The organism is Micromonospora sp. WMMD736 (assembly GCF_049179015.1).
In the GTDB taxonomy this organism is placed as follows: domain Bacteria; phylum Actinomycetota; class Actinomycetes; order Mycobacteriales; family Micromonosporaceae; genus Micromonospora.
Genome location: NZ_JBMHMI010000001.1, coordinates 3,287,351 through 3,309,652 on the forward strand (window position 1 = coordinate 3,287,351; position 22,302 = coordinate 3,309,652).

A 22,302-nucleotide genomic window follows, 5' to 3' on the forward strand; every position below is an offset into this window, starting at 1 on the left:
GTGACGTCATCCCACATCCAATGCCAGCAGGTCCTCTTCGGTCTCCCGCCGGACGATCAGGCGCGCCTGGCCGTCACGTACCGCGACGACCGGCGGCCGGGGCACATGGTTGTAGTTGCTGGCCATGCTCCGGCAGTACGCGCCGGTGCCGGGCACCGCGACAAGATCTCCGGGCTGCACGTCGGCGGGCAGGAATTCATCCTTCACCACGATGTCCCCGGACTCACAGTGCTTTCCCACCACGCGGGCGAGCAACGGCGCCGCGTCCGAGGCGCGCGAGGCCAGGGTCGCCGAGTACGAGGCGTCGTAAAGCGCGGTACGGATGTTGTCGCTCATCCCGCCGTCCACGCTCACGTACGTCCGGATGCCGTCGAGATCCTTGACCGTGCCGACCTCGTAGAGGGTGAACACGGCGGGACCGACGATGGCCCGGCCCGGCTCGATCGACAGGTGCGGCACGGCCAGGTTCTCCGCCGCGCACTCCGAGTCGACGATCTTGCGCAGCCGCTTGGCCAGATCCTGCGGTGTCGCCGGGTCGTCCTGGGTGGTGTACGCGATGCCGAAGCCGCCGCCCAGGTCCAGCTCGGGCAGCTCCACCCCGCGCGCGTCGCGGATCTGCGCCTGCAGGGCGAGCACCCGACGGGCCGAGACCTCGAAGCCACTGGCGTCGAAGATCTGCGAGCCGATGTGCGAGTGCAGACCGCGCAGCTCCAGCACGCCCTCGTCGAGGATCTTGAACGCGGCGTTCGCGGCGGCCCCACCGGCCAACGAGAAGCCGAACTTCTGGTCCTCGTGGGCGGTGGCGATGAACTCGTGGGTGTGCGCCTCGACGCCCACGGTGACCCGGGCCAGCACCCGGGGCCGGACCCCGCGCTCACGGGCCAGCGCGGTGAGCCGGTCGATCTCCGTGAACGAGTCGACGATGATCCGGCCCACCCCGGCGTCCAGCGCCCGGCCCAGCTCGGCCACCGACTTGTTGTTGCCGTGGAAGCCGATCCGCTCCGGAGGCATCCCGGCCGACAGCGCGGTGGCCAGCTCGCCGCCGGTGCAGACGTCGAGGAAAAGGCCCTCCTCGGCGATCATCCGGACCACCGCCCGGCAGAGGAACGCCTTGCCCGCGTAGTAGACGTCCTCGGTCGGGAACGCCGCCCGGAAGTCGCGGCAGCGCGAGCGCAGGTCGGCCTCGTCGAGGACGTACACCGGGGTCCCGAACTCGGCCGCGATGTCGCGGACGCTCAGGCCCGCGACGGCGACCGCGCCGTCCGCGCCGCGCGCCACGCTGCGCGGCCACAGCGCCGGCACGAGGGCGTTGACGTCGGCCGGGGTACGCAGCCACGCCGGCCCCTGGTTGCTGATGTCCGCGTGCAGCGCGCCGGCTTCGTGAGCCCGCATGTCACATCCTCTCGGGAGCGGAGACGCCGAGCAGGTGCAGACCGTTGGCGATCACCGTGCGGGTGGCGTTGTTCAACCAGAGCCGGGCGCGATGCAGGTCGGTGACCTCCTCGTCGCCCAACGGCAGCACCCGGCAGTTGTCGTAGAACCGGTGGTAGGAGGCGGCGACGCTCTCCTCCAGGTAGCGGGCCACCCGGTGCGGTTCGCGCAGCTCGGCGGCCGTGGCCACCACCGCCGGGAACTCGGCGAGCGCCTTGAGCAGCTCGTTCTCCTTCTCGTGGTCGAGCAGCTCGGGGCGGAACGCGTCGGCGTCGCCCGGAACCAGGCCCACTTCGGCGGCGTTGCGAGCCACGCCCGCCGTGCGCGCGGCCACGTACTGCACGTAGTAGACCGGGTTGTCGCGGGTCGCCCGCGTCCACAGTTCGATGTCGATGTCGATCGGGGAGTCGCTGGAGTAGCGGGCCAGCGCGTACCGGGAGGCGTCCACGCCGATCGCCTCGACCAGGTCCTCCAGGGTGATCACGGTGCCGGCCCGCTTGCTCATCCGCATCGGGGCGCCGTCGCGCAGCAGGTTGACCAGCTGCCCGATGAGGATCTCCAGGTTGCGGTCCGGGTCGTCGCCGAAGCACGCCGCCATCGCCTTCATCCGGCCGATGTAGCCGTGGTGGTCGGCGCCCAGCATGATCACGACCCGCTCGAAGCCCCGCTCGCGCTTGTCGAGGTAGTAGGCGCAGTCCGCGGCGAAGTACGTCCACTCGCCGTTGGACTTGCGCAGCACCCGGTCCTTGTCGTCACCGAAGTCGGTGGTCCGCAGCCAGGTCGCGCCCTCGGACTCGTACAGGTGGCCCTGCTCGCGCAGCCGCGCCAGCGCGAGATCCAGCTCGCCCCGGTCGTGCAGGTCCTTCTCGTTGAAGTAGGTGTCGAACTCCACGCCGAAGTCCCGCAGCGACGAGCGGATCTCGTCGAACATCAGCGTGACGCCCTCGACGCGGAACACCTCCTGGGCAGCGGCGTCATCCAGGCCGAGCACGTCGGGCCGGCGGGCCTGCACCTCATTGGCGATCTCGGCGATGTACGCGCCGCCGTAGCCGTCCTCCGGCACGGCCTCGCCCTTCGCGGCGGCCAGCAGTGACCGGGCGAACCGGTCGATCTGCGAACCGGCGTCGTTGAAGTAGTACTCCGTGCCGACGTCGGCGCCGGTGGCCCGCAGCAGCCGGCTCAGCGCGTCGCCGACGGCCGCCCAGCGGACGCCGCCGATGTGCACCGGGCCGGTGGGGTTGGCCGACACGAACTCCAGGTTGATCTTCTCGCCCGCGAGCCGGTCGCTGCGGCCGTACTCCGCGCCGGCCTCGACGATCACCCGGGCGAGCTGGCCGGCGGCGGCGGCGTCCAGCCGGATGTTGAGAAAGCCCGGCCCGGCGATCTCCACCGACTTGATCCCGGGCGCGCGGCCCAGCTCGTCGGCGAGCGCACTGGCCAGCTCACGCGGCGGGACGCCCACCTTCTTGCTCAACTGCAGAGCGAGCGTGGAGGCGTAGTCGCCGTGCTCGGGGTTGCGCGGTCGCTCCACCACCGTGCGCTCCGGAAGCGCGGCGTGATCCAGGCCACGGTCGGTGAAGACGGCGTGGGCGGCGGTGAGGACGACCGAGGCGAGTTCTGCAGGAGTCACCCAACCATGTTATCGGGGGTAGACTCGGGCACTCGGCGGCTACCCTGCGCGTCAACCGGCCCGCCATCTCCCCTGACCGACCGACTTGACGAGGCACGATGAGCATCAGCACCCCGGGTGGCCCGGAGCGCCGCCCGACCGTGGTCAGCACCGGCAAGAAGCCGGCTGCGGGCCGGCCGACGTCCGGCGCCAAGGCCGGTTCCGGCAAGCCGACGGGCTCCCCCCGGGCCGGCGGCAAGGGTCCGCGCAAGCCGGTCGCCCCGGTCAAGGTGAGCCAGGGCCGGGCGTGGGGTCCCATCGCGCTCTTCGTCGCGGTGGGCGTGCTGGCCGCCGGCATCATCGGGTACGGCGCCTGGGCGGCGTTCCAGGGCTCCAAGCCGTGGGACAAGCGGGCCAACGCCATCGACGGCATCGTCAACATCCGCAAGACCGACAAGACGAGCCTCGACTACGAGTCGCACAAGTCCGGCCCGCTGACCTACAAGTACTCGCCGCCGGTGGGTGGCGTGCACAACGCCGCCTGGCAGAACTGCATGGGCGACGTGTACGACGCCCCGATCGCCAGCGAGCACGCCGTGCACAGCCTGGAGCACGGCGCGGTGTGGATCACCTACCGCCCGGACCTGCCCAAGGACCAGGTCGACAAGCTCGCCGGCAAGGTGCGTGGCGTCGAGAAGATGCTGATGAGCCCGTACGAGGGCCTGGACAAGCCGATCTCGCTCCAGGCGTGGGGTTACCAGCTCAAGCTCGACAACGCCGACGACAAGCGGATCGACGAGTTCATCAAGGACCTGCGGGTGAACGCCTCGGTCGAGGGCCCCACGGCGCTCTGCAACCAGGGCGTCACCGCCACCGGCACCACCCCGCGTGAGCTCCAGCAGCAGCCGCCCACCCAGTAAGGACGTCGATGACAGCCCCCACCACCACCGACAGCGAGTACGACGAGACCCAGGCCGTCCCGGACGAGGACGGCCGGGCGCCGGCACGGCGCTACGGGCTGCTCGCGTTGACCGTCCTGCTGGTGGTGGGGCTGTTGCTCGGGTACGCCGGCGGTCTGCTCACCCCCCGACTCACCCGCCCCGGTGACGCCTCGGTCGAGGCGGGTTTCGCCCGGGACATGACGACCCACCACACCCAGGCCGTGGAGATGAGCCTGATCGCGTACCGGTCGGCGACGCTGCCCGAGGTCCGCCAGATCGCCGTCGACATCGCCACCGGCCAGCAGGGCGAGATCGGCGCCATGCAGACCTGGCTGCGCGAATGGGGGCTGAGCCCGACCGGCTCGCAGCCGCCGATGTCGTGGATGTCCGACGGCGCCACCGTCAAGGACGGACTGATGCCGGGCATGGCCACGCCGCAGCAGATGGCCGCCCTGCGCGACGCCAAGGGCATCGAGGTCGACCGCGAGTTCCTGGCCCTCATGTACAACCACCACCTGGGCGGGATCCACATGATCGACGCGGCGCTCGCCGAGACCGACAACGCCGAGGTGGTCCGCGTGGCCGAGACCATGAAGTCCACCCAGCAGTCCGAGCTGAACAACCTCCGGCAGCTCCAGGCGCAGGCCAAGGGCTGATCCACTCCACGGGCACACCGGGCCCGCGTCACCGCCGCACCTGGGCGGGACGCGGGCCCGACCCGTATCCGGCCGCCACCCCGCCCGGGACGGGCGGGCGTGCGGGGCGCGGCGGCCGCGGCGCGGCCGTGGCGGGCGGGGCGACGGGCGGGGCGGAGCGGCGGGGCGGAGCGGCGGGGCGGAGCGGCGGGGCGGAGCGGCGGGCGGGGCGGAGCGGCGGGGCGGAGCGGCGGGCGGGGCGGAGCGGCGGGCGGCGCGGCGCGGCGGGCGGCGCGGCGCGGCGGGCGGCGCGGCGCGGCGGGGCGGAGCGGCGGGCGGGCGGCGCGGCGCGGCGGGCGGCGCGGCGCGGCGGGGCGGAGCGGCGGGCGGGCGGCGCGGCGCGGCGGGGCGGAGCGGCGGGCGGGCGGCGCGGCGCGGCGGGCGGCGCGGCGGGCGGGGCGCGGCCGTGGCGGGCGGCGGGCGGGGCGCGGCCGTGGCGGGGCGGCGGGCGGCGGCGCGGGGCGGGGGGCGGGCGGCGGCGCGGGGCGGGGGGCGGGCGGCGGCGCGGGGCGGGGGCGCGGGCTCGATGATCGACTCGGGTTCCTGCAAAGAGGGCTATCGGCGCGACCGGGACACCCCGGCTTTCAAGAACCCGAGTCGATCACGGCAACCCACGCCGTCGGATGCCCATGATCCACACGAGGTCGGCGATGTCGCGGTGTCGTGGCGTGCGGATACCGCCAGATCGGCGAGCTGGCGACCATCGCGGCCCCATGCAGCGAGTTGGCGACGGCCGCGGATCGCGTCAAGCCCGTCGAGCTGGCGACGGATCACGTCCGGCCCGTCGAGTTCGAGTTGATCGAGCACCGCGGTGCGTCGACGCCGAGCCGCGCTGCCTGCCGAGCCGCGCTGCCTATCGAGCCGCGCTGCCTGCCGAGGCCGCAGCGCCCACCCGAAGGCCGCCATGTCCCATACCTGCCGATTCATTGTCTATGGGCGTTTTGCGTTGGACAGGCGATTACGTTGCTTAGAGAGTTTTCTCCACACATATCGTGACCAGTTGTGATTCGGGCTCGTTGCGCAAGACGTGGGGGTTGCACTCAGAGACGCACGGCGCTCGGTCACCAGTTGGTGCCGACGCCACACCATCGGCGGTGACGGGGCGGTGGCAGCCGTCCGTCGCGGACAGCGGCAGGGCGAGCCGGGAATGCTCAGCCGCGAGCAGGAACTCGAACTGATCGACACACTCCGGGGCGTCCACCCCGACGAGTTCGGCCTGGACGAGGAGCTGTGGACGCGGCAGAGCCTCACCACGCTCATCCAGCGCCGGTTCGACCTTCCGCTGGACGTGGGGGCCGTCGGGGCGTACCTGCGGGCCTGGGGGTTGGGTCCGCGCGAGCCGCGCGAGCGCGCCTGCGGGCTCTGCGTCAGCGCGGTCGAACGGTGGGTACGCAGCGAGTACCCGGCGATCACCCGGACGGCCCAGGAGCACCTGGCCGAGGTCTACTGGATCGGACGGGTCCGGCTGCGGGGCACCATGCCGGCCGCCGACGTGATCTCCGCCGTGTCGTCCCGGGGCCGGGTGCGCTTCATGATCACGACGCCGACGGTCGATCCGCCGCTTCCCCGCGACTTCGTACTGCGACTCAGTGGCGAGGAACAGCGCACCGTGCACCTGATCGTGGACGGTTCCTGGCCCCGCAACGAGTGGCCGCGCCGGCTGCCCCGGCGGATCGTCCTGCACCCGCTGCCCAGTTGCGGGCGGGCGGTCGCGGCCTGAGTATCGGGTGGGCCGGTCGCCGACACGATCGGCCCACCCGATACCGATTCGGCGTACGCGGGGGAGGTTTGCTAGTCTTCTCCAGTCGCTGAGCCCCCGTAGCTCAGGGGATAGAGCACCGCCCTCCGGAGGCGGGGGCGCAGGTTCGAATCCTGCCGGGGGCACAAGCTTTTCGCGCTCCATGTCCGCTGAAGAACGCGGACCTGGGGCGCTTGTCATTTCTGCTCCGGGGCCGAGCCCCGGACCCCACGCCCTCGCCGCCAGCTCGCGTCGAACCCCTCCCCGCCCGAGCCTGTGACCCACGCCCTCGCCGCCAGCTCGCGTCGAACCCCTCCCCGCCCGAGCCTGTGACCCACGCCCTCGCCGCCAGCTCGCGTCGAACCCCTCCCCGCCCGAGCCTGTGACCCACGCCCTCGCCGCCAGCTCGCGTCGAACCCCTCCCCGCCCGAGCCCCGGACCCCACGCTCCCCGGTGCCAGCTCGCGTCGAACCCCCGTCGAAGCCGATCCCGTCGAACCCGGCGATGCTGCTGCCCAGCCGGTTGCGCAGCGGGGCGACCCAGCGGGCCGGCAGGCCGGACGCACCGGCCAGCGCGCCGGTCGCGTCGAACCGCTCCGGGCCTTTCTGCCCCTGACTCCGAACCCCTTGCTCCGCGATCTTGCAGTTTCGGTTGTCGTTGTAGGCGGGATGCGCCTTTTGTCGCCAACGAAAGTGCAAGATCGCGGAGCAGAGAGGGGCCGAGCGCGGAGCAGAGAGGGGCGGGGGGTGGGGTGGGGGTGGGTCAGGGGTTGACGTATTGGGCTAGGTGTTCTGCGGTGAGGGTGTTGCGGGCGGCTACCAGGTCGGCCGGGGTGCCCTCGAAGACGATCCGGCCGCCGTCGTGGCCGGCACCCGGACCGAGGTCGATGATCCAGTCGGCGTGCGCCATGACCGCCTGGTGGTGCTCGACGACGATGACCGACGTGCCGGAGTCGACGAGCCGGTCCAGCAGACCGAGCAGTTGCTCGACGTCGGCAAGGTGCAGGCCGGTGGTCGGCTCGTCGAGGACGTAGATGCCACCCTTCTCGGCCATCCGGGTGGCCAGCTTCAGCCGCTGCCGCTCGCCGCCCGACAGGGTGGTCAACGGCTGACCGAGGCTGAGATAGCCGAGCCCGACGTCGACGAGCCGGGCGAGGATGGCGTGCGCGGCCGGCGTACGCGCCTCGCCGGTGCCGAAGAACGCCTCCGCCTCGGTCACCGACATGGCGAGCACCTCGCTGATGTCGCGGCCGCCGAACCGGTACTCCAGTACGGACGCCTGGAACCGGCGTCCCTCGCACTCCTCGCACGTGGCGGCGACACCGGCCATCATGCCCAGGTCGGTGTAGACGACACCGGCGCCGTTACAGCCGGGGCAGGCGCCCTCGGAGTTGGCGCTGAACAGCGCGGGCTTGACACCGTTGGCCTTCGCGAACGCCTTACGGATCGGGTCGAGCAGACCCGTGTACGTCGCGGGGTTGCTCCGCCGGGAGCCGCGGATCGCGCTCTGGTCGACCGACACCACGCCGTCGGTGCTGGACACCGAGCCGTGGATGAGCGAGCTCTTGCCCGAACCGGCCACACCGGTCACCACCACGAGCACGCCGAGCGGGATGTCGACGTCGACGTCGCGCAGGTTGTGGGTGTTCGCACCGCGCACAGCGAGCGTGCCGGACGGTGTACGCACCGACGACTTCAGCGCGGCCCGGTCGTCGAGGTGCCGCCCGGTCAGGGTGTCGCTGGCGCGCAGTCCGTCGACGGTGCCCTGGAACACCACCTCACCACCGCCGGTGCCGGCGCCGGGACCGAGGTCGACGACGTGGTCGGCGATGGCAATGGCCTCCGGCTTGTGCTCGACGACCAGGACGGTGTTGCCCTTGTCGCGCAGGCGCAGCAGCAGGCCGTTCATCCGGGCGATGTCGTGTGGGTGCAGCCCGATGGTCGGCTCGTCGAAGACGTACGTGATGTCGGTGAGCGACGACCCGAGGTGACGGATCATCTTGGTGCGCTGCGCCTCGCCACCGGAGAGCGTGCCGGACGGCCGGTCGAGCGACAGGTAGCCCAGGCCGATCTCCTCGAACGAGTCGAGGAGGTGTTGCAACCCGCTGAGCAGCGGCGCGACCGACGGCTCCTCGATGCCCCGGACCCAGGCCGCGAGGTCGCTGATCTGCATGGCGCAGACGTCGGCGATGCTCTTGCCGGCGATCTTCGACGAGCGGGCCTCGGCGCTGAGCCGGGTGCCGTCGCAGTCGGGGCAGGTCGTGAACGTGACCGCCCGGTCGACGAAGGCACGGATGTGCGGCTGCAACGTGTCGATGTCCTTGGAGAGGAACGACTTCTGGATCTGCGGGATCAGGCCCGAGTACGTCAGGTTGATGCCCTCGACCTTGATCTTCGTCGGCTCCCGGTGGAGGAGGTCCTGCAACTCCCGCTTGGTGTACTTGCTGATCGGCTTGTCCGGGTCGAAGTAGCCGCAGCCCCGGTAGATCCGGCCGTACCAGCCCTCCATGCTGTAGCCGGGGATCGTGATCGCGCCCTCGTTGAGCGACTTGCTGTCGTCGTAGAGCGCGGAGAGGTCGAAGTCGGTGACCGCGCCCATCCCCTCGCAGCGCGGGCACATGCCGCCCAGACGGTTGAAGGTCGCCTTCTCGGTCTTCGTCTTGCCCGCGCCGCGTTCCACGGTGATCGCGCCGGTCGCCCGGACCGACGGGACGTTGAAGGAGAAGGCGTTCGGTGAGCCGATGTGCGGCTGCCCGAGCCGGCTGAACAGGATGCGCAGCATCGCGTTGGCGTCGGTGGCGGTGCCGACGGTGGAGCGGGCGTTGGCCCCCATCCGCTCCTGGTCGACGATGATCGCGGTGGTGAGCCCGGCCAGCACGTCGACCTCGGGCCGGGCCAGCGTCGGCATGAAGCCCTGGACGAAGGCGCTGTAGGTCTCGTTGATCATCCGCTGCGACTCGGCGGCGATGGTGCCGAACACCAGCGAGCTCTTGCCCGAGCCGGAGACACCGGTGAACACCGTGAGCCGGCGCTTCGGTAGCTCGACCGTGACGTCCTTGAGGTTGTTGACGCGAGCGCCCTGCACCCGGATCAGGTCGTGGCGGTCGGCGACGTGTGCCGCGGGCGAGTCCGTGGCCTTGCTCATCGTCTCTCCATCTGCTCGGGTGGGCGGGCCCGGATCACGCTACGGGTGGCGGCGTGACCTGCGCTTCTCGATTCCTGACGGGTCGGGTGACCTGCTTCGCCGTACAGGACGGCAGCCCCACCGTCGACAGCGCCGCCTCCCGCCGGTAGGTGCTGGGCGGCATGCCGACCAGTTCGGTGAAGCGGGTGCTGAAGGTGCCGAGCGAGGAGCAGCCGACCGCGAAACATACATCGGTGACGCTCATGTCACCACGACGCAGCAGGGCCATGGCGCGCTCCACGCGCCGCGTCATCAAATAGCTGTACGGAGATTCGCCGTAGGCGAGCCGGAACTCCCGGCTGAGGTGCCCGGCCGACATGTGCACACCCCGGGCGAGCGCCTCGACGTCGAGGGGCTGCGCGTACTCCCGGTCGATGCGGTCGCGGACGCGACGCAGCCGCGCGAGGTCGCTGAGGCGCTGACTCTCGGTCGATCGGCTGGTCACCCGGAAAATCGTGCCACAGAACCCCGACAAGAAAGGACCGCCGGACGGCCGAGGCGGACCCGAGCCGCGCGGCGGTGGGTGGGGCAGTCGTCTGGGGCGTACCGTCAGGTGGTTTCGCGGCGGGCGCGGGCCCGGCGCTTGCCCTCGTGCATGGCCTGCACGCGGGCCACCGGGATGGTGCGGCCCTCGGCGACCAGGTCGGCGGGGATCTGCTGGGGTTCCGGCAGCAGCGCGACCCACGGGTCGGTCCCGGCGAGCAGCGCCGGGACCGTCCGAATGGTGAAGTCCGCCGGGGTCACCCGGGTCAGGTCGGCCCAGTCGACCGGGAAGGACACCGGCATCGCCGGCCGCAGTCGCGGGCTGTACGCGGCGACGACCGTCGCCCCGCCGGAACGGGTGGCGTCCACGAAGACCTTGCCGCCCCGGTCCTCGCGGATGTACGCGGTGGTGGCGAGCGCCGGGTCGAGCCGTTCGGCGCGGACGGCGAGCGCCCTGGTGGCGGCGGCCAACTCCTCGGCGGTGGCGTCGCCCGTGACCGGGACGAAGACGTGCACGCCCTTGGCGCCGCTGGTCTTGACCGCCCCGACCAGGCCGGCGTCGGCGAGCGCCTGGCGGACCAGCAACGCCGCGTCGACCGCCGCGCGGAACCCGTCGCCCTCCGGCGGGTCCAGGTCGAGCACCAGGTGGGTCGGTCGGTGCAGGTCGGCGACCGTGGCCAGGGTCGGGTGGTACTCGACCGCGCGCTGGTTGGCGAACCAGAGCAGGGTCCGCCGGTCGTCGCAGAGGGCGTACGAGATCTCCCGGTGCGACGCCTCGGCCCAGACCGGCGTCCGGCGTACCCAGTCCGGGGTGTAGCGGGGCAGGTTCTTCTGCATGAACGGCGGCTGGCCGGGGCGGACCCGGATCACCGACAGCGGGCGGTCCCGGAGCTGCCCGATGATCGGCTCCCGCACGGCGTCGAGGTAGTCGACGAGGTCGCGCTTGGTCGCGTCGTCACGGTCGGACAGCGGCTGGTCCAGGTTGCTCAGGGCCACACCGTCGCGGGTCTCGTCAGCCTCGGTCACCCGATCACCCTCGCGCCCTCGCCGTCCTCGGTCAACCGGACGCGGCCATCGCCGGGGCGCGGACCAGGTACGACACGGAGCACGCGGACTAAACGAGCGACGGGTGTGGGGAACGCCACCCCGTTCGTCTGACCGATCGGTCAGGGTCTGACCGATCGGTCAGGCATGCTGGTTCACGGAGGTGGACCGGTGATGGCAAGAGCGGTGTCCGAGACGCACGGCGAGATCCTCGCCGCGGCGGCGCGACGGTTCGCGGTGACCGGCTACCGGGGCACCTCGTTGCAGGACATCGCCCGCGAGGTCGGCTGCTCCAAGGCCACCGTGCTCTACCACTTCGCCAACAAGGAAGCGCTGCTCGCCGAGCTGATGGCACCGGCCATCACGGTGCTGACGAACCTCGACGACCAGCTCAGCGGGTTGACCGGCGCGGCCGCCCAGGAGGTCGCCGCGGTCGGCTTCGTCGACCTCGCGGTCCGGTTCCGACGCGAGATCGCCGTCCTGCGCGGCGAGTTCCCGGAACTGCTGTGCCAGCCGGCCTTCGCCCACATCCAGCAGATCTCCGAGCGGCTCCGCGACGCGCTGGCCGGCCACTCCGACCGCCCGGGCGCCCGGATCGCCGCGCTGGTGCTGCTGGCCGGCATCTCCGAGGCGTGCGCCGAGTTCGTCGACATCCCCGACGACGAGCTGCGTCCCGCCCTGCTCACCCTCGTCCGGCGGGCCGTCGAGCCCGTCGGGACACCCCTGCCCCAACCACCCACGACCGAGGACAAGGACTCCTGATGGCCACCCTGCTCTACCGGCTCGGCCGGGGCGCGTTGCGCCGGCGACGGCTCGTCGTCGCGCTCTGGCTCGTCGTACTCGTCGGCGCCGGCCTGGCCGCGGCGACCCTGCGCGGCCCGACGGCGAGCAACTTCACCATGCCCGGAACCGAGAGCCAGCGCGCGCTCGACCTGCTCGCCGAGCAGTTTCCCGCAGCCAGCGGCGCCACGGGCACGATCACGCTGAAGGCGCCCGCGGACGGCCAACTGGCCACCCCGGAGGGCCAGGCCGTGGTGCAGGAGCTGGTCCAGCAGGCCGGGACGCTGCCCGGCGTCGTCGGCGCGGTCAACCCGCTCCAGGTCGGTGCCGTCTCGCCCAACGGCCGGTACGCGCTGGTGCAGGTCCAGTTCGCCACCGGGGCGGACGAGGTGACCGACGCGCAGAAGACCGCGTACGAGGAGGTCGGCGCGGCGGCCAAGGCGAAGGGCTGGCAGGTCGCCCCGGGCGGTGAGGTGCTGGGCGGGGAGCCGGAGGTCGGCTCGACCGAGGCGCTCGGCGTCCTGGTCGCCGCGATCGTCCTGATCATCACGTTCGGCTCGCTGGTGGCCGCCGGCATGACCATGCTCAACGCGCTGATCGGTGTGGGCGTCGGCATGGCCGGCCTGTTCGCGCTGAGCGGCGTCATCGAGTTGACCAGCACCGCGCCGATCCTCGCGCTGATGCTCGGCCTCGCCGTGGGTATCGACTACTCGCTGTTCATCACCTCCCGGCACCGGCAGAACCTGCTCGACGGCCTGCCGCCGGACGAGGCGGTCGGCCGGGCCGTGGGCACCGCCGGCTCCGCCGTGGTCTTCGCGGGCGCCACCGTCGTCATCGCGCTCGCCGGACTGGCCGTGGTGGACATCCCGTTCCTCACCGTGATGGGTCTCGCCGCCGCCGGCACCGTCACCGTGGCCGTCCTCGTCGCCATCACCCTCCAGCCGGCCCTGCTCGGCTTCGCCGGTCGCCGAGTGCTCCCCCGCCGGCTCCGGGCGGTCGGCACCGACGGCACGCCGGGCACCGACGCGGACGTCGACCGGCCGGCCCCGACCGAGGACCGGTCCGCGTTCGGCTTCCGCTGGGCCCGGTTCGTCACCCGTTTCCGCGTACCCGTGATCCTGGTCGGGCTGCTCGGCCTGGGGCTGCTCGCGTTGCCCACGCCCGACATGCGGCTGGCGTTGCCGGGCGCGGCGACGGCCGCCGTCGGCTCTCCGGCGCGGGTGGCGAACGACCTGACCGTCGAGGGCTTCGGCCCGGGCTTCACCGGACGGCTCGCGGTGGTCGTCGCGGGCGACGACGCACAGGCGACCGCAGCCGCCGTACCGCAGGTCACCGCGCTGCTGCAACGCACCGAGAACGTCCTCGCGGTGGCGCCGCCGCAGCTCAGCCCGGACGGCCGGACGGCGCTGCTCGGCGTGGTGCCCAAGACCGGCCCGACCGACGAGGCCACCGAGACGCTGGTGCACGACGTCCGCGACTCGGTCAGCGGCATCCGTGGCGCGGACGTTCTGCTCACCGGCGTCACCGCGATCGGCATCGACGTCTCCGAGAAGCTCTCCGACGCGCTACCGATCTACCTGCTACTGGTGGTCGGGCTGTCGGTCCTGCTGCTGATGCTGGTGTTCCGCTCGCTGCTGGTCCCGATCAAGGCCGCGCTGGGCTTCCTGCTCACCGTCGCCGCCACGTTCGGCATCACGGTGGCGGTGTTCCAGCAGGGGCACCTCGCCGACCTGGTCGGCCTGGACACGCCCGGCCCGCTGATCAGCTTCCTGCCGATCCTGCTCATCGGCATCCTGTTCGGGCTCGCGATGGACTACGAGGTGTTCCTGGTGTCCCGGATGCGGGAGGACTTCGTCCACGGCGAGAGCGCCCGGGCGGCCACGATCAGCGGCATGGGGCACGGCGCCCGGGTGGTCACCGCCGCCGCCCTGATCATGATGTCGGTCTTCGGGGGCTTCGTCTTCCTCGACGACCCGGTGATCAAGTCGATGGGCTTCGCGCTCGCCATCGGCGTGGCCATCGACGCCTTCGTGGTCCGCATGACGATCGTCCCGGCCGTGATGTCCCTGCTCGGTGACCGCGCCTGGTGGCTGCCCCGCTGGCTGTCGCGCGCCCTGCCGAACGTCGACATCGAAGGCGAAGGCCTCCGCGACCACCTGACGGCGCAGGAGCCGACGCGGGTCTAGGACCCACCATCTGAAGGTGCGGTGCCCGCTGCGGGCACCGCACCTTCTTCGTGACCGTCACACACCGGCCGGGTACGTCTCCATCTCGCCGGGAGCGGCCGGGACGGCCAGCGGATGCAGGACCGTCGTCTCGTCGCACCAGATGAGCGCGTCGTAGCGCGCGCCCAGGCGCGTCGGCACGTAGTTGCCCCAGGACTCGAACGACGGGTCGTAGACCACCCCGATCGCCCGGTGGTCCGCCGGCTCGGTGACCCAGCCCGGCTGGTCGTCGCCGCCGAACACGAGCACCGCCCGCTCGGGCATCAACTCGTGCAGCCGCCGCTCCACCGAGCCCTCCCGTGCCGGCGGCACCACCATCGCCTCTGAGGGCGAACCCCACCGGGGAGCGGCGATCACCGTGCCCCGGTAGGTGCCGAACCCGATCAGCGCCACCGCGTCGTCACCGTGCCGTTCGCGGGCCAACTGACCAATGTTGACCATCCCGTCGGCGGCCATGTCGGTGGCCCGCGCGTCCCCCACGTGCGTGTTGTGCGCCCAGACGATCCCTCGGGCGTCCGGGCCGTAGCGGTGCAGCAGCCGGTCCAAAGTGTCCTGCATGTGGGTGTCGCGGATGTTCCACGAGTCCGGGCCGCCGGCCACCATCGCCCGGTAGTAGCGCTCCGCGCCGGCCACCACCTCCGCGTTCTGCCAGGCCGAGAAGCGGTCCGGGCCGTCCGACATGGCCTGTTCCCGGGTACGCGCCAACAGCCGGACCACCTCCTCCTCGCACCGGGCGGAGACGAACCGGCTCGCCGCGCCGTACTCCTCGACCCGCTTGCCGTACGGCTCGAAGCACCGGTACGCGTCCTGCGCCGCCTCCAGCGAGGTCGGGTCCTCCTCCCCCAGGTAGTCGAAGATCGCCTGCATCGACTCCCAGAGGCTGTAGACGTCGAGCCCGTGAAAGCCGGCCCGCTCGTCCTCCGGCCGTTGGAGGTTCCACGCCCGCAGCCACCGGCAGAAGCGTGCCACCTCGGCGTTGGCCCACATCCACGTCGGCCACCGCTCGAAGCGTTCCAGCGCGCTCTGCGGATCGAGCGCCCCGCCGGGGGCGGCGGTGACCGAGCGGTGCACCCGGTCGCAGTCCGGCCAGTCGCCCTCGACGGCCACGAACGAGAAGCCGCACTCCGCGATCAGCCGACGGGTCAACTGCTCCCGTAGCCGGTAGTAGTCGTAACTGCCGTGCGTCGACTCGCCGATCATCACCACCCGGGCGTCCCGGACGCGCTCCAGCAACGGGTCGAAGTCGCTCGGTGCGCCGAGCCGCTGAACCAGCATGGCAGCGGCTACCCGACGCTCGCGCCGACAAACCGTCGGCGCGTCGCGAGCCGACACGCCGTGGGGGTGTACGCCTCACCTGACCGGGTAGCCCGTCGACATGACCGTGTCGGGCGTGCAGTTGCAGGAGTATCTGGCCGGGCTCGACTACCCGGTCTCCCGTGCGGACCTGGTCCGCTGGGCGCAGGAGAACGGCGCCAGCACGGCCACGTTGCACCTGCTCCAGGCCCTACAACCCGAACAGTTCGAAACCCCCGAAGAACTAACCGAAGCCCTAACAACCCCCACCTAACCGCCCCACCCTCCCTCCCTCCCCCCTCCCCCCTCCCCCACACACCCATCCCCGTTGATCATGAAGTTATTGCCAGGACACGCCGCTATCGATGGCAATAACTTCATGATCGACCGGGTGAAGCGGGGGCTGGGCGGGGCAGGGGGTTACGGGAGGGGGATGGTGCGGGATTGTTGGCGGGCCTTCTCGGCGGCGGCGATGATCGTGACCACCTCGCGGCCGAAGCGGACGTCGCAGCGGTGATCGCGGGCACCGCTCTGGACCTGCTCCACGAGCTGGTCGATCGCCACACCGAACGCCGTCACGGGGTCGTTCTCGCCGCGCGGCACGGTCTCGATGCCGTTCTCCCCGTAGAACACGAACTCCCTGGTCATCGCCTCGGTCGGCGCGTCGAGGGAGAGCGAGGCGCTGCTGGTCGCACCGCCCTCGTGGGTGAGCAGCAGGTGCACCATCCCGCTCGGGCCGTCCATCGCGGCCACCTGGGTCACCTTCCCCAGCACGGGCAGGAGGATCGAGAGCGCGTGCGGGGCGATGTCCCAGAGCGCCCCGTGCTCGCGACGCCACAGCGAGCCGCCGTACGGGCTGCCATCCTGGAAGATCGACGCGAACGCGGTGGTGCGGCCGTGCTGCCAGCCACCTGCGGCGGCGGCCGACGCGAGGAACGCGGTGACGTTCGGCAGGAACCGCTGGGTGAAGAACACCACCGAGGCCACTCCCGACGCCTCGGCGGCGGCGACCACCCGGTCGGCGTCGTCCACGCTGAGCGCCAACGGCTTGTCCAGCAGCAGGTGCCGGCCCGCATTGGCGGCCCGGACCGCGATGTCGGGCTGCACGTCCGGCGGCAGCGCGACGGCGATGGCCTCGCACTGTTCGATGAGGGCGTCGACGTCGGCATAGGCGGGCACCCCGTACCGCTCGGCCAGCGCGGAAGCCCGCTCCGGGTTGCGCCCCCACACCCCGACCAGTTCCGCGTCCGGGTGTGCGTGCAGCGCCTTCCCGTGCGTCTCGATCGCCCAGTGACCGGTGCCGAACAAGCCGAACCGCAGCACGTGTACCTCCGCTGTTTCCCCCCACCGTGGCGACCCCACGGACGTGATCCACGCTAGTCGCCCCAGCAGGTCCGTCGGCGGCGGGTCGCCAACCGGAGCAGCCCGCGTGCTGCGCCAGCTGGGGGTGGCCATGGTCCGACCGGTGCCTGTCGAGCTGCCCCAGATCCGGGGCGCGCTACCCGACCTCCGACGCTCCGCCCGACGCCCCGTACCCCACGAGACGCCCGACGCAGCCCGAGACACCCGACGCACCCCGAGACGGCCGACGCACCTTGAGACACGCGACGAGCGCGAGACACGCGACGCAGCCCGAGACGCGCGACGCACTGCGGGACACGCAACGCACCGCGGGACACGCAACGCACCGCGGGACAGGCGACGCAGCGCAAGACACGCGACGCACCGCGAGACACGCGACGCAGCCCTAGACACGCGACGCAGCCCTAGACACGCGACGCAGCCCTAGACACGCGACACCCGACGCACCGCCCCACGGCCGACGCAGGATCCGGGATTGCGTTGCCCCATTTCTGGGGCAGCTCGACAGTGCCTGCGCACCCCTCGGGCAGCCGGCCGCCCGGACGCACACGGCCGCGCGCCCGGACCAACCGAGCCCGTCGGCCGGGACCAGCCGGGCGCACGACCCGACCCGCCGGACCCGCCGGCCAGAACCAGCCGGGCGCACGACCCGACCCGCCGGACCCGTCAGCCGGGACCCGCCGGGCCCGTCGGCCGGGCAGCGCGCGGCGGGTACTACGACGGTTAGTAGGCTGTGCCGGTGACCGAGGCGACGACCAGGTGGGGCCGATGACCAGCGCGGCGGCCGGCTCGCCGGTGGACGGGCTCCTCGCGACGGCGTCGATAGTGCTGTCGCTGCTCGTCGCCGTGTGGGCGCTGGTCGCGGCGGTACGCCACCGGCCGCCGGACCGGGTGCAGTACGCCGGTCTGGCCGTACTCGAGGTGCTTCTGCTCGTGTTGGGGGTGCTGGCGCTGGTGGCGGTCGGCGGCGGCGACCGGCCGGGCGAGCCCGGCGCGTTCTTCGGCTACCTGGTCACGTTGGTCTGCCTGCCACCGCTGGCCTGGGTGCTGGCCCGGATGGAACCGACCCGGTGGGGATCGGCGATCGTCTGCGCGGTCTGCCTGGTGACGCCGGTCGTGGTGGTGCGGTTGCAGCAGACCTGGGAGGTCCTCGGTGGTTGAGACACGGCCCGCCCGGCAACGCACGAACTCCGGCCCCGGCCGACTGTTGATCGCCGTCTACCTGCTCTTCGCCGTCGCGGCGACCAGCCGGGCGGGCCTTCAGATCGCCACCAAGTTCGACGAGGCGCCGGTGGCGTACCTGCTCTCCGCCCTGGCCGCGCTCATCTACATCGTGGCCGCGGTGGGTCTGGCCCGGGCCGGGCACACCGGTCGGCGGGTGGCGCTGGCGTGCTGTTCGGTGGAGTTGGTCGGTGTCGTCGCGGTCGGCATCCTGAGCCTGGCCGACAAGGCCCTCTTCCCCGACGAGACGGTGTGGTCGCAGTTCGGGAGCGGGTACGGCTACATCCCGCTCGTCCTGCCGGTGCTGGGCCTCCTCTGGCTCTGGCGCACCCGCCGCGACCCGGCCTGAGGCGACCGGGCCGCGGGGCGCGGGTGACAGCGCTCAGGCCCGTGGGCCGCCGGCGACGTAGATGACCTGACCGGAGACGAAGCCGGCACCCTCGCTGGTCAGGAACGAGATGGTGTGGGCGACGTCCTCCGGGCGTCCCGGCCGGCGCACGGGGATCTCGGCGGCGGCGTGCTTCTGGAGGTCCTCGAAGTCGACCTTCATCCGGGCGGCGGTGGCCGCCGTCATGTCGGTGACGATGAAGCCGGGCGCGACGGCGTTGACGGTCACCCCGAACGGCCCCAGCTCGATGGCGAGCGTCTTGGTGAAGCCCTGGAGGCCGGCCTTGGCGGCGGCGTAGTTCGCCTGCCCCCGATTGCCCAGCGCGGAGGTGCTGGACAGGTTGACGATCCGCCCCCACTTGCGGTCCACCATGTGCTTCTGGGTGGCCTGGCTGAACAGGAAGGCGCCCCGCAGGTGGACGCCCATGACCGTGTCCCAGTCGGCGTTGGTCATCTTGAACAGCAGGTTGTCGCGCAGCACACCGGCGTTGTTGACCAGGACGGTGGGGGCGCCCAGTTCGGCGGCGACCCGCTCCACGGCGGCCTCGACCTGGTCGCGGTCGGACACGTCGGCACCCACGCCGAGCGCGCGGCCGCCCGCACCGGAGATGGCGTCCACCGTCTCCTTGGTGGCTGCCTCGTCGATGTCGACGACCGCCACTGCCATCCCGTCAGCCGCCAACCGCCGGGCGGTGGCGGCACCGATACCGCGTGCGGCTCCGGTGACGATGGCGATGCGGTGCTCCTCCGACATGATTACCTCCGGGTAACTTTGGGGTGATCGGAGGAGCTTAGCCTCAGAACCCCCGGCCCCGGCATAGGCGAATCCACCGGTATCCGTACCCGGAGACCTTCACCGCGCCGAGCTTGTCCAGCTCGCCGTAGCCACGATCGGTGAGCACGTCGATCGGCAGGTCGGCCTCCGCTTCGAGGCTGCTCAGGTCCACCTCGACGTCGTCGGTACCCAGGTTGTGCAGGAAGACCATCGTGCCGGTCGGCCCGTCCGCGCGGTGCGCCAGCACCCCGGGCGGCATCGCCACGTCGATGTGCGTGGTGGAGCCGGACCCGATCTCGGGGGCTTCCCGAAGGGTACGGATCATGCGCTCGAACCAGCCGAGCAGCGACCTCGGGTCGCCGCGCTGGGCGGTGACGTTGACGTTCTGGTAGCCGAACTCACCCTTGTCGATCACCGGCCGGACCAGCTTCTCCGCATCCGCCGTGGAGAAGCCGGCGTTCGGCTTGTACGACCACTGCATCGGCGTACGGATCGCCTCCCGCCCGGGTAGCGACAGGTCCTCGCCCATCCCGATCTCCTCGCCGTACCGCAGCACCGGAGTGCCGCGCAGGGAGAACTGCAGGGCGTACGCCAGCTCGATGCGCCGTCGGTCGTTGCCGAGCATCGGGGCGAGCCGGCGGCGGATGCCCCGGTCGTAGATGCGCATGTTCTCGTCCGGGCCGAACTCCGCGTACACCTGGTTGCGTTGTTCGGTCGTCAACCGGGACAGGTCGATCTCGTCGTGGTTGCGCAGGAAGGTGGCCCACTGCCCGCCGACGGGGAGCTTCGGGGTGTCCCGCAACGCCTCGATCAGCGACTCCGGGTCCTGCCGCGCCAGGGCGAGCATGAGCCGGCCGTTGAGCATGAAGTCGAAGAGCATGTGGATCCGGTTGCCGGAGCCGCTGGCGTCGCCGAAGAACGTCGGGAGCTGGTCCGGTTCGACGTTGGCCTCGGCGAGCAGGACGGCGTCGCCGCGCCGCCACTGCACGTGCTGGCGCATCTCGGTGAGGAACTCGAAGTCCTTCGGGGAGTCCGGGTTGCCCGGCTCGGTCAGCTCGATGATGAACGGCACGGCGTCCATCCGGAAGCCGGAGACCCCGAGCTGGAGCCAGAACGACATGATCTTCTTGACCTCGGCCCGGACCTGAGGGTTGGCGAAGTTCAGGTCCGGCTGGAACTTGTAGAAGCGGTGGTAGAACCACGCCTTCGCGGTGCGGTCGTAGCTCCACGTCTCCTTCTGCTCACCCGGGAAGACCATGCCCTGGTGGCGGTCGTCCGGCTCGGTGTCGGACCAGACGTACCAGTCCCGGTACGGCGAGTCGGGCGAGGAACGGGCGGACTGGAACCAGGGGTGCTCGTCCGAGGTGTGGTTGACCACCAGGTCGATGATCACCCGGATGCCACGGTTCTGTGCCTGGTGCAGCAGCTCCGCGAAGTCGCCGAGGGTGCCGAAGCGGGGGTCCACGTTGTAGAAGTCGGTGACGTCGTACCCGTCGTCGCGGTTGGGCGACGGGTGGATCGGGTGCAGCCACAGGCACGTCACGCCCAGCCGGGCCAGGTAGTCCAGCCGGCCGATCAGACCACGGATGTCGCCCACACCGTCGCCGTCGGAGTCGGCGTACGTGTCGATGTCGAGGCAGTAGACGACGGCTTCGGAATACCAACGGTCACCCATGCCGCGAAAAACTCTCCAGTTGATCTCCATGGCAAACCTCACGGACGGCGATCGGTACCCTGCCCGACATGGACATCGATCTCGTACCGCCGAGCGACGAGTTGGACTGGTCCCGGGGCGAGTGGCTGCACCCGCCGGTACGCGCCGAGCAGGGCCCCGCTGGTGAGCTGATCGTCGAAGCCGGGGCGGAGACCGACTTCTGGCGGCGGACCAGCTACGGCTTCGTCCACGACAACGGGCCGGCGCTGCTCGCGCCGCTACCCGTCGGCGTGGCGATGGAGGTGAGCTTCGTGCTCGACTTCGCCGCGCAGTTCGACCAGGCCGGCGCGCTGGTCCGGGTGGACGAGCGGACCTGGGTCAAGGCGGGTGTCGAGGTTAGCGACGGCGAGTCGCAGCTCGGCGCCGTGGTGACCCGGGAGTTCTCCGACTGGTCGGTGGCCCCGGTGCCGGGGTGGGCGGGTCAGGAGGTGACCGTACGGGTCAGTCGGGCCGGTGACGCGCTGACCGTACGGGCGCGGGTGGGCGACGCGCCGTGGCGGCTGGTCCGACTCGCCCCGCTGGACCCGGCGGCCGAGGCGACGGCCGGCCCGTTCTGCTGCGCGCCGACGCGCGGCGGCCTCACGGTGACGTTCACCGCCTGGCGGCAGGGCCCGGCCGACACCGCGCTGCACCCGGAGGACTGAGCCGTCGTGGCGCGGCTCACCCGCAGGTGTGCCGCGCCGATCATTGGGTAAGACAGTCCGATCCTCTCGTCGGCCACTTCCGGAAGGACGACCAATGGCGTACGCCCAGACCGGCGACCCGTCCGAGTTCACCGGCCTGACCGGGTGGGTGGCGTCCGTCATCGAGGCGATGGGTCCGGTCGGCGTGGCCCTGCTGGTCGCGTTGGAGAGCATCGTCCCGCCGATCCCCAGCGAGATCGTGCTCGCGATGGCGGGCTTCCTCGCCCACGAGGGTCAGTTCAACGTCGTCCTCGTCGTGGTCGCCGCGACGGTCGGCTCGCTGATCGGCGCGCTGGTGCTCTACTGGCTCGGCGCGGCGCTCGGCGAGGAACGGCTCAAGCGTTGGCTGGACCACATCCCGCTGGTGGACAGCGACGACCTGGAGAAGGCCGACCGCTGGTTCGAGCGGCACGGCCGCTGGGCGGTGCTGATCGGCCGGGTGGTACCGGTGGTCCGCAGTCTGGTCTCCGTCCCGGCCGGGGCCAACCGGATGCCGCTCGGTGAGTTCGTCCTGCTCACCACGATCGGCAGCGGCGTGTGGAACGCCCTGATCGTCGGCTCCGGTTACGCGCTGGGCAGTCGGTGGCAGAACGTCGAGCGGTACAGCGACTGGTTCAACTACGCCATCGGCGCGGTCTTCGTCGTCATGGTGGTCAGCTGGGTGGCCCGCAAGATCCGCCGCCGCCGGCAACGCGACGACCGGCGGTCGGTGACCGCCGGTCGCTGATCCGCGTCCGC

General features: G+C 71.7%; 19 protein-coding genes and 1 tRNA gene. 11 read left to right on the top strand and 9 right to left on the bottom strand.

Annotated elements, in window-relative coordinates; all coding sequences use genetic code 11:
• Positions 1-6: 6 nt before the first annotated feature.
• Together lysA and argS are read right to left on the bottom strand one after the other, a co-directional pair.
• The gene (lysA, locus tag ACN269_RS14370; RefSeq protein ID WP_421472927.1) at positions 7-1,392 is read right to left on the bottom strand and encodes a diaminopimelate decarboxylase; all 1,386 of its coding nucleotides are present in this window, start codon (positions 1,390-1,392) and stop codon (positions 7-9) included.
• Between the two features lies 1 nt (position 1,393).
• A complete protein-coding gene (gene argS / locus ACN269_RS14375; protein WP_421472928.1) occupies positions 1,394-3,061 on the bottom strand; it encodes an arginine--tRNA ligase in 1,668 nt (555 codons plus the stop codon).
• A gap of 98 nt (positions 3,062-3,159) precedes the next feature.
• Here argS and ACN269_RS14380 point away from each other — a divergent pair, with 98 nt between their 5' ends.
• The 4 genes from ACN269_RS14380 (at position 3,160) to ACN269_RS14395 (ending at position 6,560) form a co-directional block, all read left to right on the top strand.
• On the top strand, positions 3,160-3,960 hold the full coding sequence (locus ACN269_RS14380) for a DUF3105 domain-containing protein (protein WP_421472929.1): 801 nt from the start codon (positions 3,160-3,162) through the stop codon (positions 3,958-3,960).
• Between the two features lie 8 nt (positions 3,961-3,968).
• Positions 3,969-4,637, top strand: coding sequence for a DUF305 domain-containing protein (locus ACN269_RS14385; RefSeq protein ID WP_421472930.1), 669 nt, complete (start codon positions 3,969-3,971; stop codon positions 4,635-4,637).
• A 1,066-nt stretch (positions 4,638-5,703) separates the two neighbouring features.
• On the top strand, positions 5,704-6,396 hold the full coding sequence (locus ACN269_RS14390; RefSeq protein ID WP_355052838.1) for a winged helix-turn-helix domain-containing protein: 693 nt from the start codon (positions 5,704-5,706) through the stop codon (positions 6,394-6,396).
• 92 nt (positions 6,397-6,488) lie between these two features.
• Positions 6,489-6,560 (top strand) — tRNA-Arg (locus tag ACN269_RS14395).
• 616 nt (positions 6,561-7,176) lie between these two features.
• Here the strand turns inward: ACN269_RS14395 and ACN269_RS14400 are convergent.
• The 3 genes from ACN269_RS14400 to ACN269_RS14410 form a co-directional block, all read right to left on the bottom strand.
• The gene (locus ACN269_RS14400) at positions 7,177-9,558 is read right to left on the bottom strand and encodes an ATP-binding cassette domain-containing protein (protein WP_421472931.1); all 2,382 of its coding nucleotides are present in this window, start codon (positions 9,556-9,558) and stop codon (positions 7,177-7,179) included.
• 34 nt (positions 9,559-9,592) lie between these two features.
• Positions 9,593-10,042, bottom strand: a complete 450-nt coding sequence (locus tag ACN269_RS14405) for a helix-turn-helix transcriptional regulator (RefSeq protein WP_421472932.1) — start codon at positions 10,040-10,042, stop codon at positions 9,593-9,595.
• 104 nt (positions 10,043-10,146) lie between these two features.
• The gene (locus tag ACN269_RS14410; protein WP_421472933.1) at positions 10,147-11,106 is read right to left on the bottom strand and encodes a DNA polymerase domain-containing protein; all 960 of its coding nucleotides are present in this window, start codon (positions 11,104-11,106) and stop codon (positions 10,147-10,149) included.
• A 192-nt stretch (positions 11,107-11,298) separates the two neighbouring features.
• Between ACN269_RS14410 and ACN269_RS14415 the strand changes: the two genes are divergently transcribed.
• Both ACN269_RS14415 and ACN269_RS14420 read left to right on the top strand, forming a co-directional pair.
• Positions 11,299-11,886 carry a TetR/AcrR family transcriptional regulator gene (locus tag ACN269_RS14415; protein WP_421472934.1) on the top strand — a complete coding sequence of 196 codons (588 nt, stop codon included), beginning with the start codon at positions 11,299-11,301 and terminating at the stop codon, positions 11,884-11,886.
• Positions 11,886-14,090, top strand: a complete 2,205-nt coding sequence (locus ACN269_RS14420; protein ID WP_421472935.1) for an MMPL family transporter — start codon at positions 11,886-11,888, stop codon at positions 14,088-14,090. The genes ACN269_RS14415 and ACN269_RS14420 overlap by 1 nt, the downstream gene beginning before the upstream one ends.
• 57 nt (positions 14,091-14,147) lie before the next feature.
• Here ACN269_RS14420 and ACN269_RS14425 read toward each other — a convergent pair whose 3' ends face one another.
• A complete protein-coding gene (locus ACN269_RS14425) occupies positions 14,148-15,404 on the bottom strand; it encodes an erythromycin esterase family protein (RefSeq protein ID WP_421472936.1) in 1,257 nt (418 codons plus the stop codon).
• 100 nt (positions 15,405-15,504) lie between these two features.
• Between ACN269_RS14425 and ACN269_RS14430 the strand changes: the two genes are divergently transcribed.
• The gene (locus tag ACN269_RS14430; protein ID WP_421472937.1) at positions 15,505-15,696 is read left to right on the top strand and encodes a DUF2795 domain-containing protein; all 192 of its coding nucleotides are present in this window, start codon (positions 15,505-15,507) and stop codon (positions 15,694-15,696) included.
• Between the two features lie 146 nt (positions 15,697-15,842).
• Here the strand turns inward: ACN269_RS14430 and ACN269_RS14435 are convergent, their stop codons facing one another.
• On the bottom strand, positions 15,843-16,745 hold the full coding sequence (locus ACN269_RS14435) for a Gfo/Idh/MocA family protein (protein WP_421472938.1): 903 nt from the start codon (positions 16,743-16,745) through the stop codon (positions 15,843-15,845).
• An 807-nt stretch (positions 16,746-17,552) separates the two neighbouring features.
• Here ACN269_RS14435 and ACN269_RS14440 point away from each other — a divergent pair.
• Both ACN269_RS14440 and ACN269_RS14445 read left to right on the top strand, forming a co-directional pair.
• The gene (locus tag ACN269_RS14440; protein ID WP_421472939.1) at positions 17,553-17,945 is read left to right on the top strand and encodes a hypothetical protein; all 393 of its coding nucleotides are present in this window, start codon (positions 17,553-17,555) and stop codon (positions 17,943-17,945) included.
• Positions 17,938-18,354 (top strand): hypothetical protein, encoded by a 417-nt coding sequence (locus tag ACN269_RS14445; protein WP_421472940.1) that lies wholly within the window; start codon positions 17,938-17,940, stop codon positions 18,352-18,354. The genes ACN269_RS14440 and ACN269_RS14445 overlap by 8 nt, the downstream gene beginning before the upstream one ends.
• A 33-nt stretch (positions 18,355-18,387) precedes the next feature.
• Here the strand turns inward: ACN269_RS14445 and fabG are convergent, their stop codons facing one another.
• A complete protein-coding gene (fabG, locus tag ACN269_RS14450; RefSeq protein ID WP_421472941.1) occupies positions 18,388-19,146 on the bottom strand; it encodes a 3-oxoacyl-ACP reductase FabG in 759 nt (252 codons plus the stop codon).
• Between the two features lie 43 nt (positions 19,147-19,189).
• Positions 19,190-20,842 carry an alpha-amylase family protein gene (locus tag ACN269_RS14455; protein WP_421476345.1) on the bottom strand — a complete coding sequence of 551 codons (1,653 nt, stop codon included), beginning with the start codon at positions 20,840-20,842 and terminating at the stop codon, positions 19,190-19,192.
• A 68-nt stretch (positions 20,843-20,910) separates the two neighbouring features.
• Here ACN269_RS14455 and ACN269_RS14460 point away from each other — a divergent pair, with 68 nt between their 5' ends.
• Positions 20,911-21,525 carry a DUF1349 domain-containing protein gene (locus ACN269_RS14460; protein ID WP_421472942.1) on the top strand — a complete coding sequence of 205 codons (615 nt, stop codon included), beginning with the start codon at positions 20,911-20,913 and terminating at the stop codon, positions 21,523-21,525.
• 94 nt (positions 21,526-21,619) lie between these two features.
• Positions 21,620-22,291, top strand: coding sequence for a DedA family protein (locus ACN269_RS14465; protein ID WP_421472943.1), 672 nt, complete (start codon positions 21,620-21,622; stop codon positions 22,289-22,291).
• Positions 22,292-22,302: the final 11 nt, after the last annotated feature.

Coding starts and splice junctions, on each gene's coding strand:
- lysA (WP_421472927.1), bottom strand. CDS start 1,392: ATGCGGGCTCACGAAGCCGGCGCGCTGCACGCGGACATCAGCAACCAG.
- ACN269_RS14380 (WP_421472929.1), top strand. CDS start 3,160: ATGAGCATCAGCACCCCGGGTGGCCCGGAGCGCCGCCCGACCGTGGTC.
- ACN269_RS14385 (WP_421472930.1), top strand. CDS start 3,969: ATGACAGCCCCCACCACCACCGACAGCGAGTACGACGAGACCCAGGCC.
- ACN269_RS14400 (WP_421472931.1), bottom strand. CDS start 9,558: ATGAGCAAGGCCACGGACTCGCCCGCGGCACACGTCGCCGACCGCCAC.
- ACN269_RS14415 (WP_421472934.1), top strand. CDS start 11,299: ATGGCAAGAGCGGTGTCCGAGACGCACGGCGAGATCCTCGCCGCGGCG.
- ACN269_RS14420 (WP_421472935.1), top strand. CDS start 11,886: ATGGCCACCCTGCTCTACCGGCTCGGCCGGGGCGCGTTGCGCCGGCGA.
- ACN269_RS14425 (WP_421472936.1), bottom strand. CDS start 15,404: ATGCTGGTTCAGCGGCTCGGCGCACCGAGCGACTTCGACCCGTTGCTG.
- ACN269_RS14430 (WP_421472937.1), top strand. CDS start 15,505: ATGACCGTGTCGGGCGTGCAGTTGCAGGAGTATCTGGCCGGGCTCGAC.
- ACN269_RS14440 (WP_421472939.1), top strand. CDS start 17,553: ATGACCAGCGCGGCGGCCGGCTCGCCGGTGGACGGGCTCCTCGCGACG.
- fabG (WP_421472941.1), bottom strand. CDS start 19,146: ATGTCGGAGGAGCACCGCATCGCCATCGTCACCGGAGCCGCACGCGGT.
- ACN269_RS14455 (WP_421476345.1), bottom strand. CDS start 20,842: ATGGGTGACCGTTGGTATTCCGAAGCCGTCGTCTACTGCCTCGACATC.
- ACN269_RS14460 (WP_421472942.1), top strand. CDS start 20,911: ATGGACATCGATCTCGTACCGCCGAGCGACGAGTTGGACTGGTCCCGG.
- ACN269_RS14465 (WP_421472943.1), top strand. CDS start 21,620: ATGGCGTACGCCCAGACCGGCGACCCGTCCGAGTTCACCGGCCTGACC.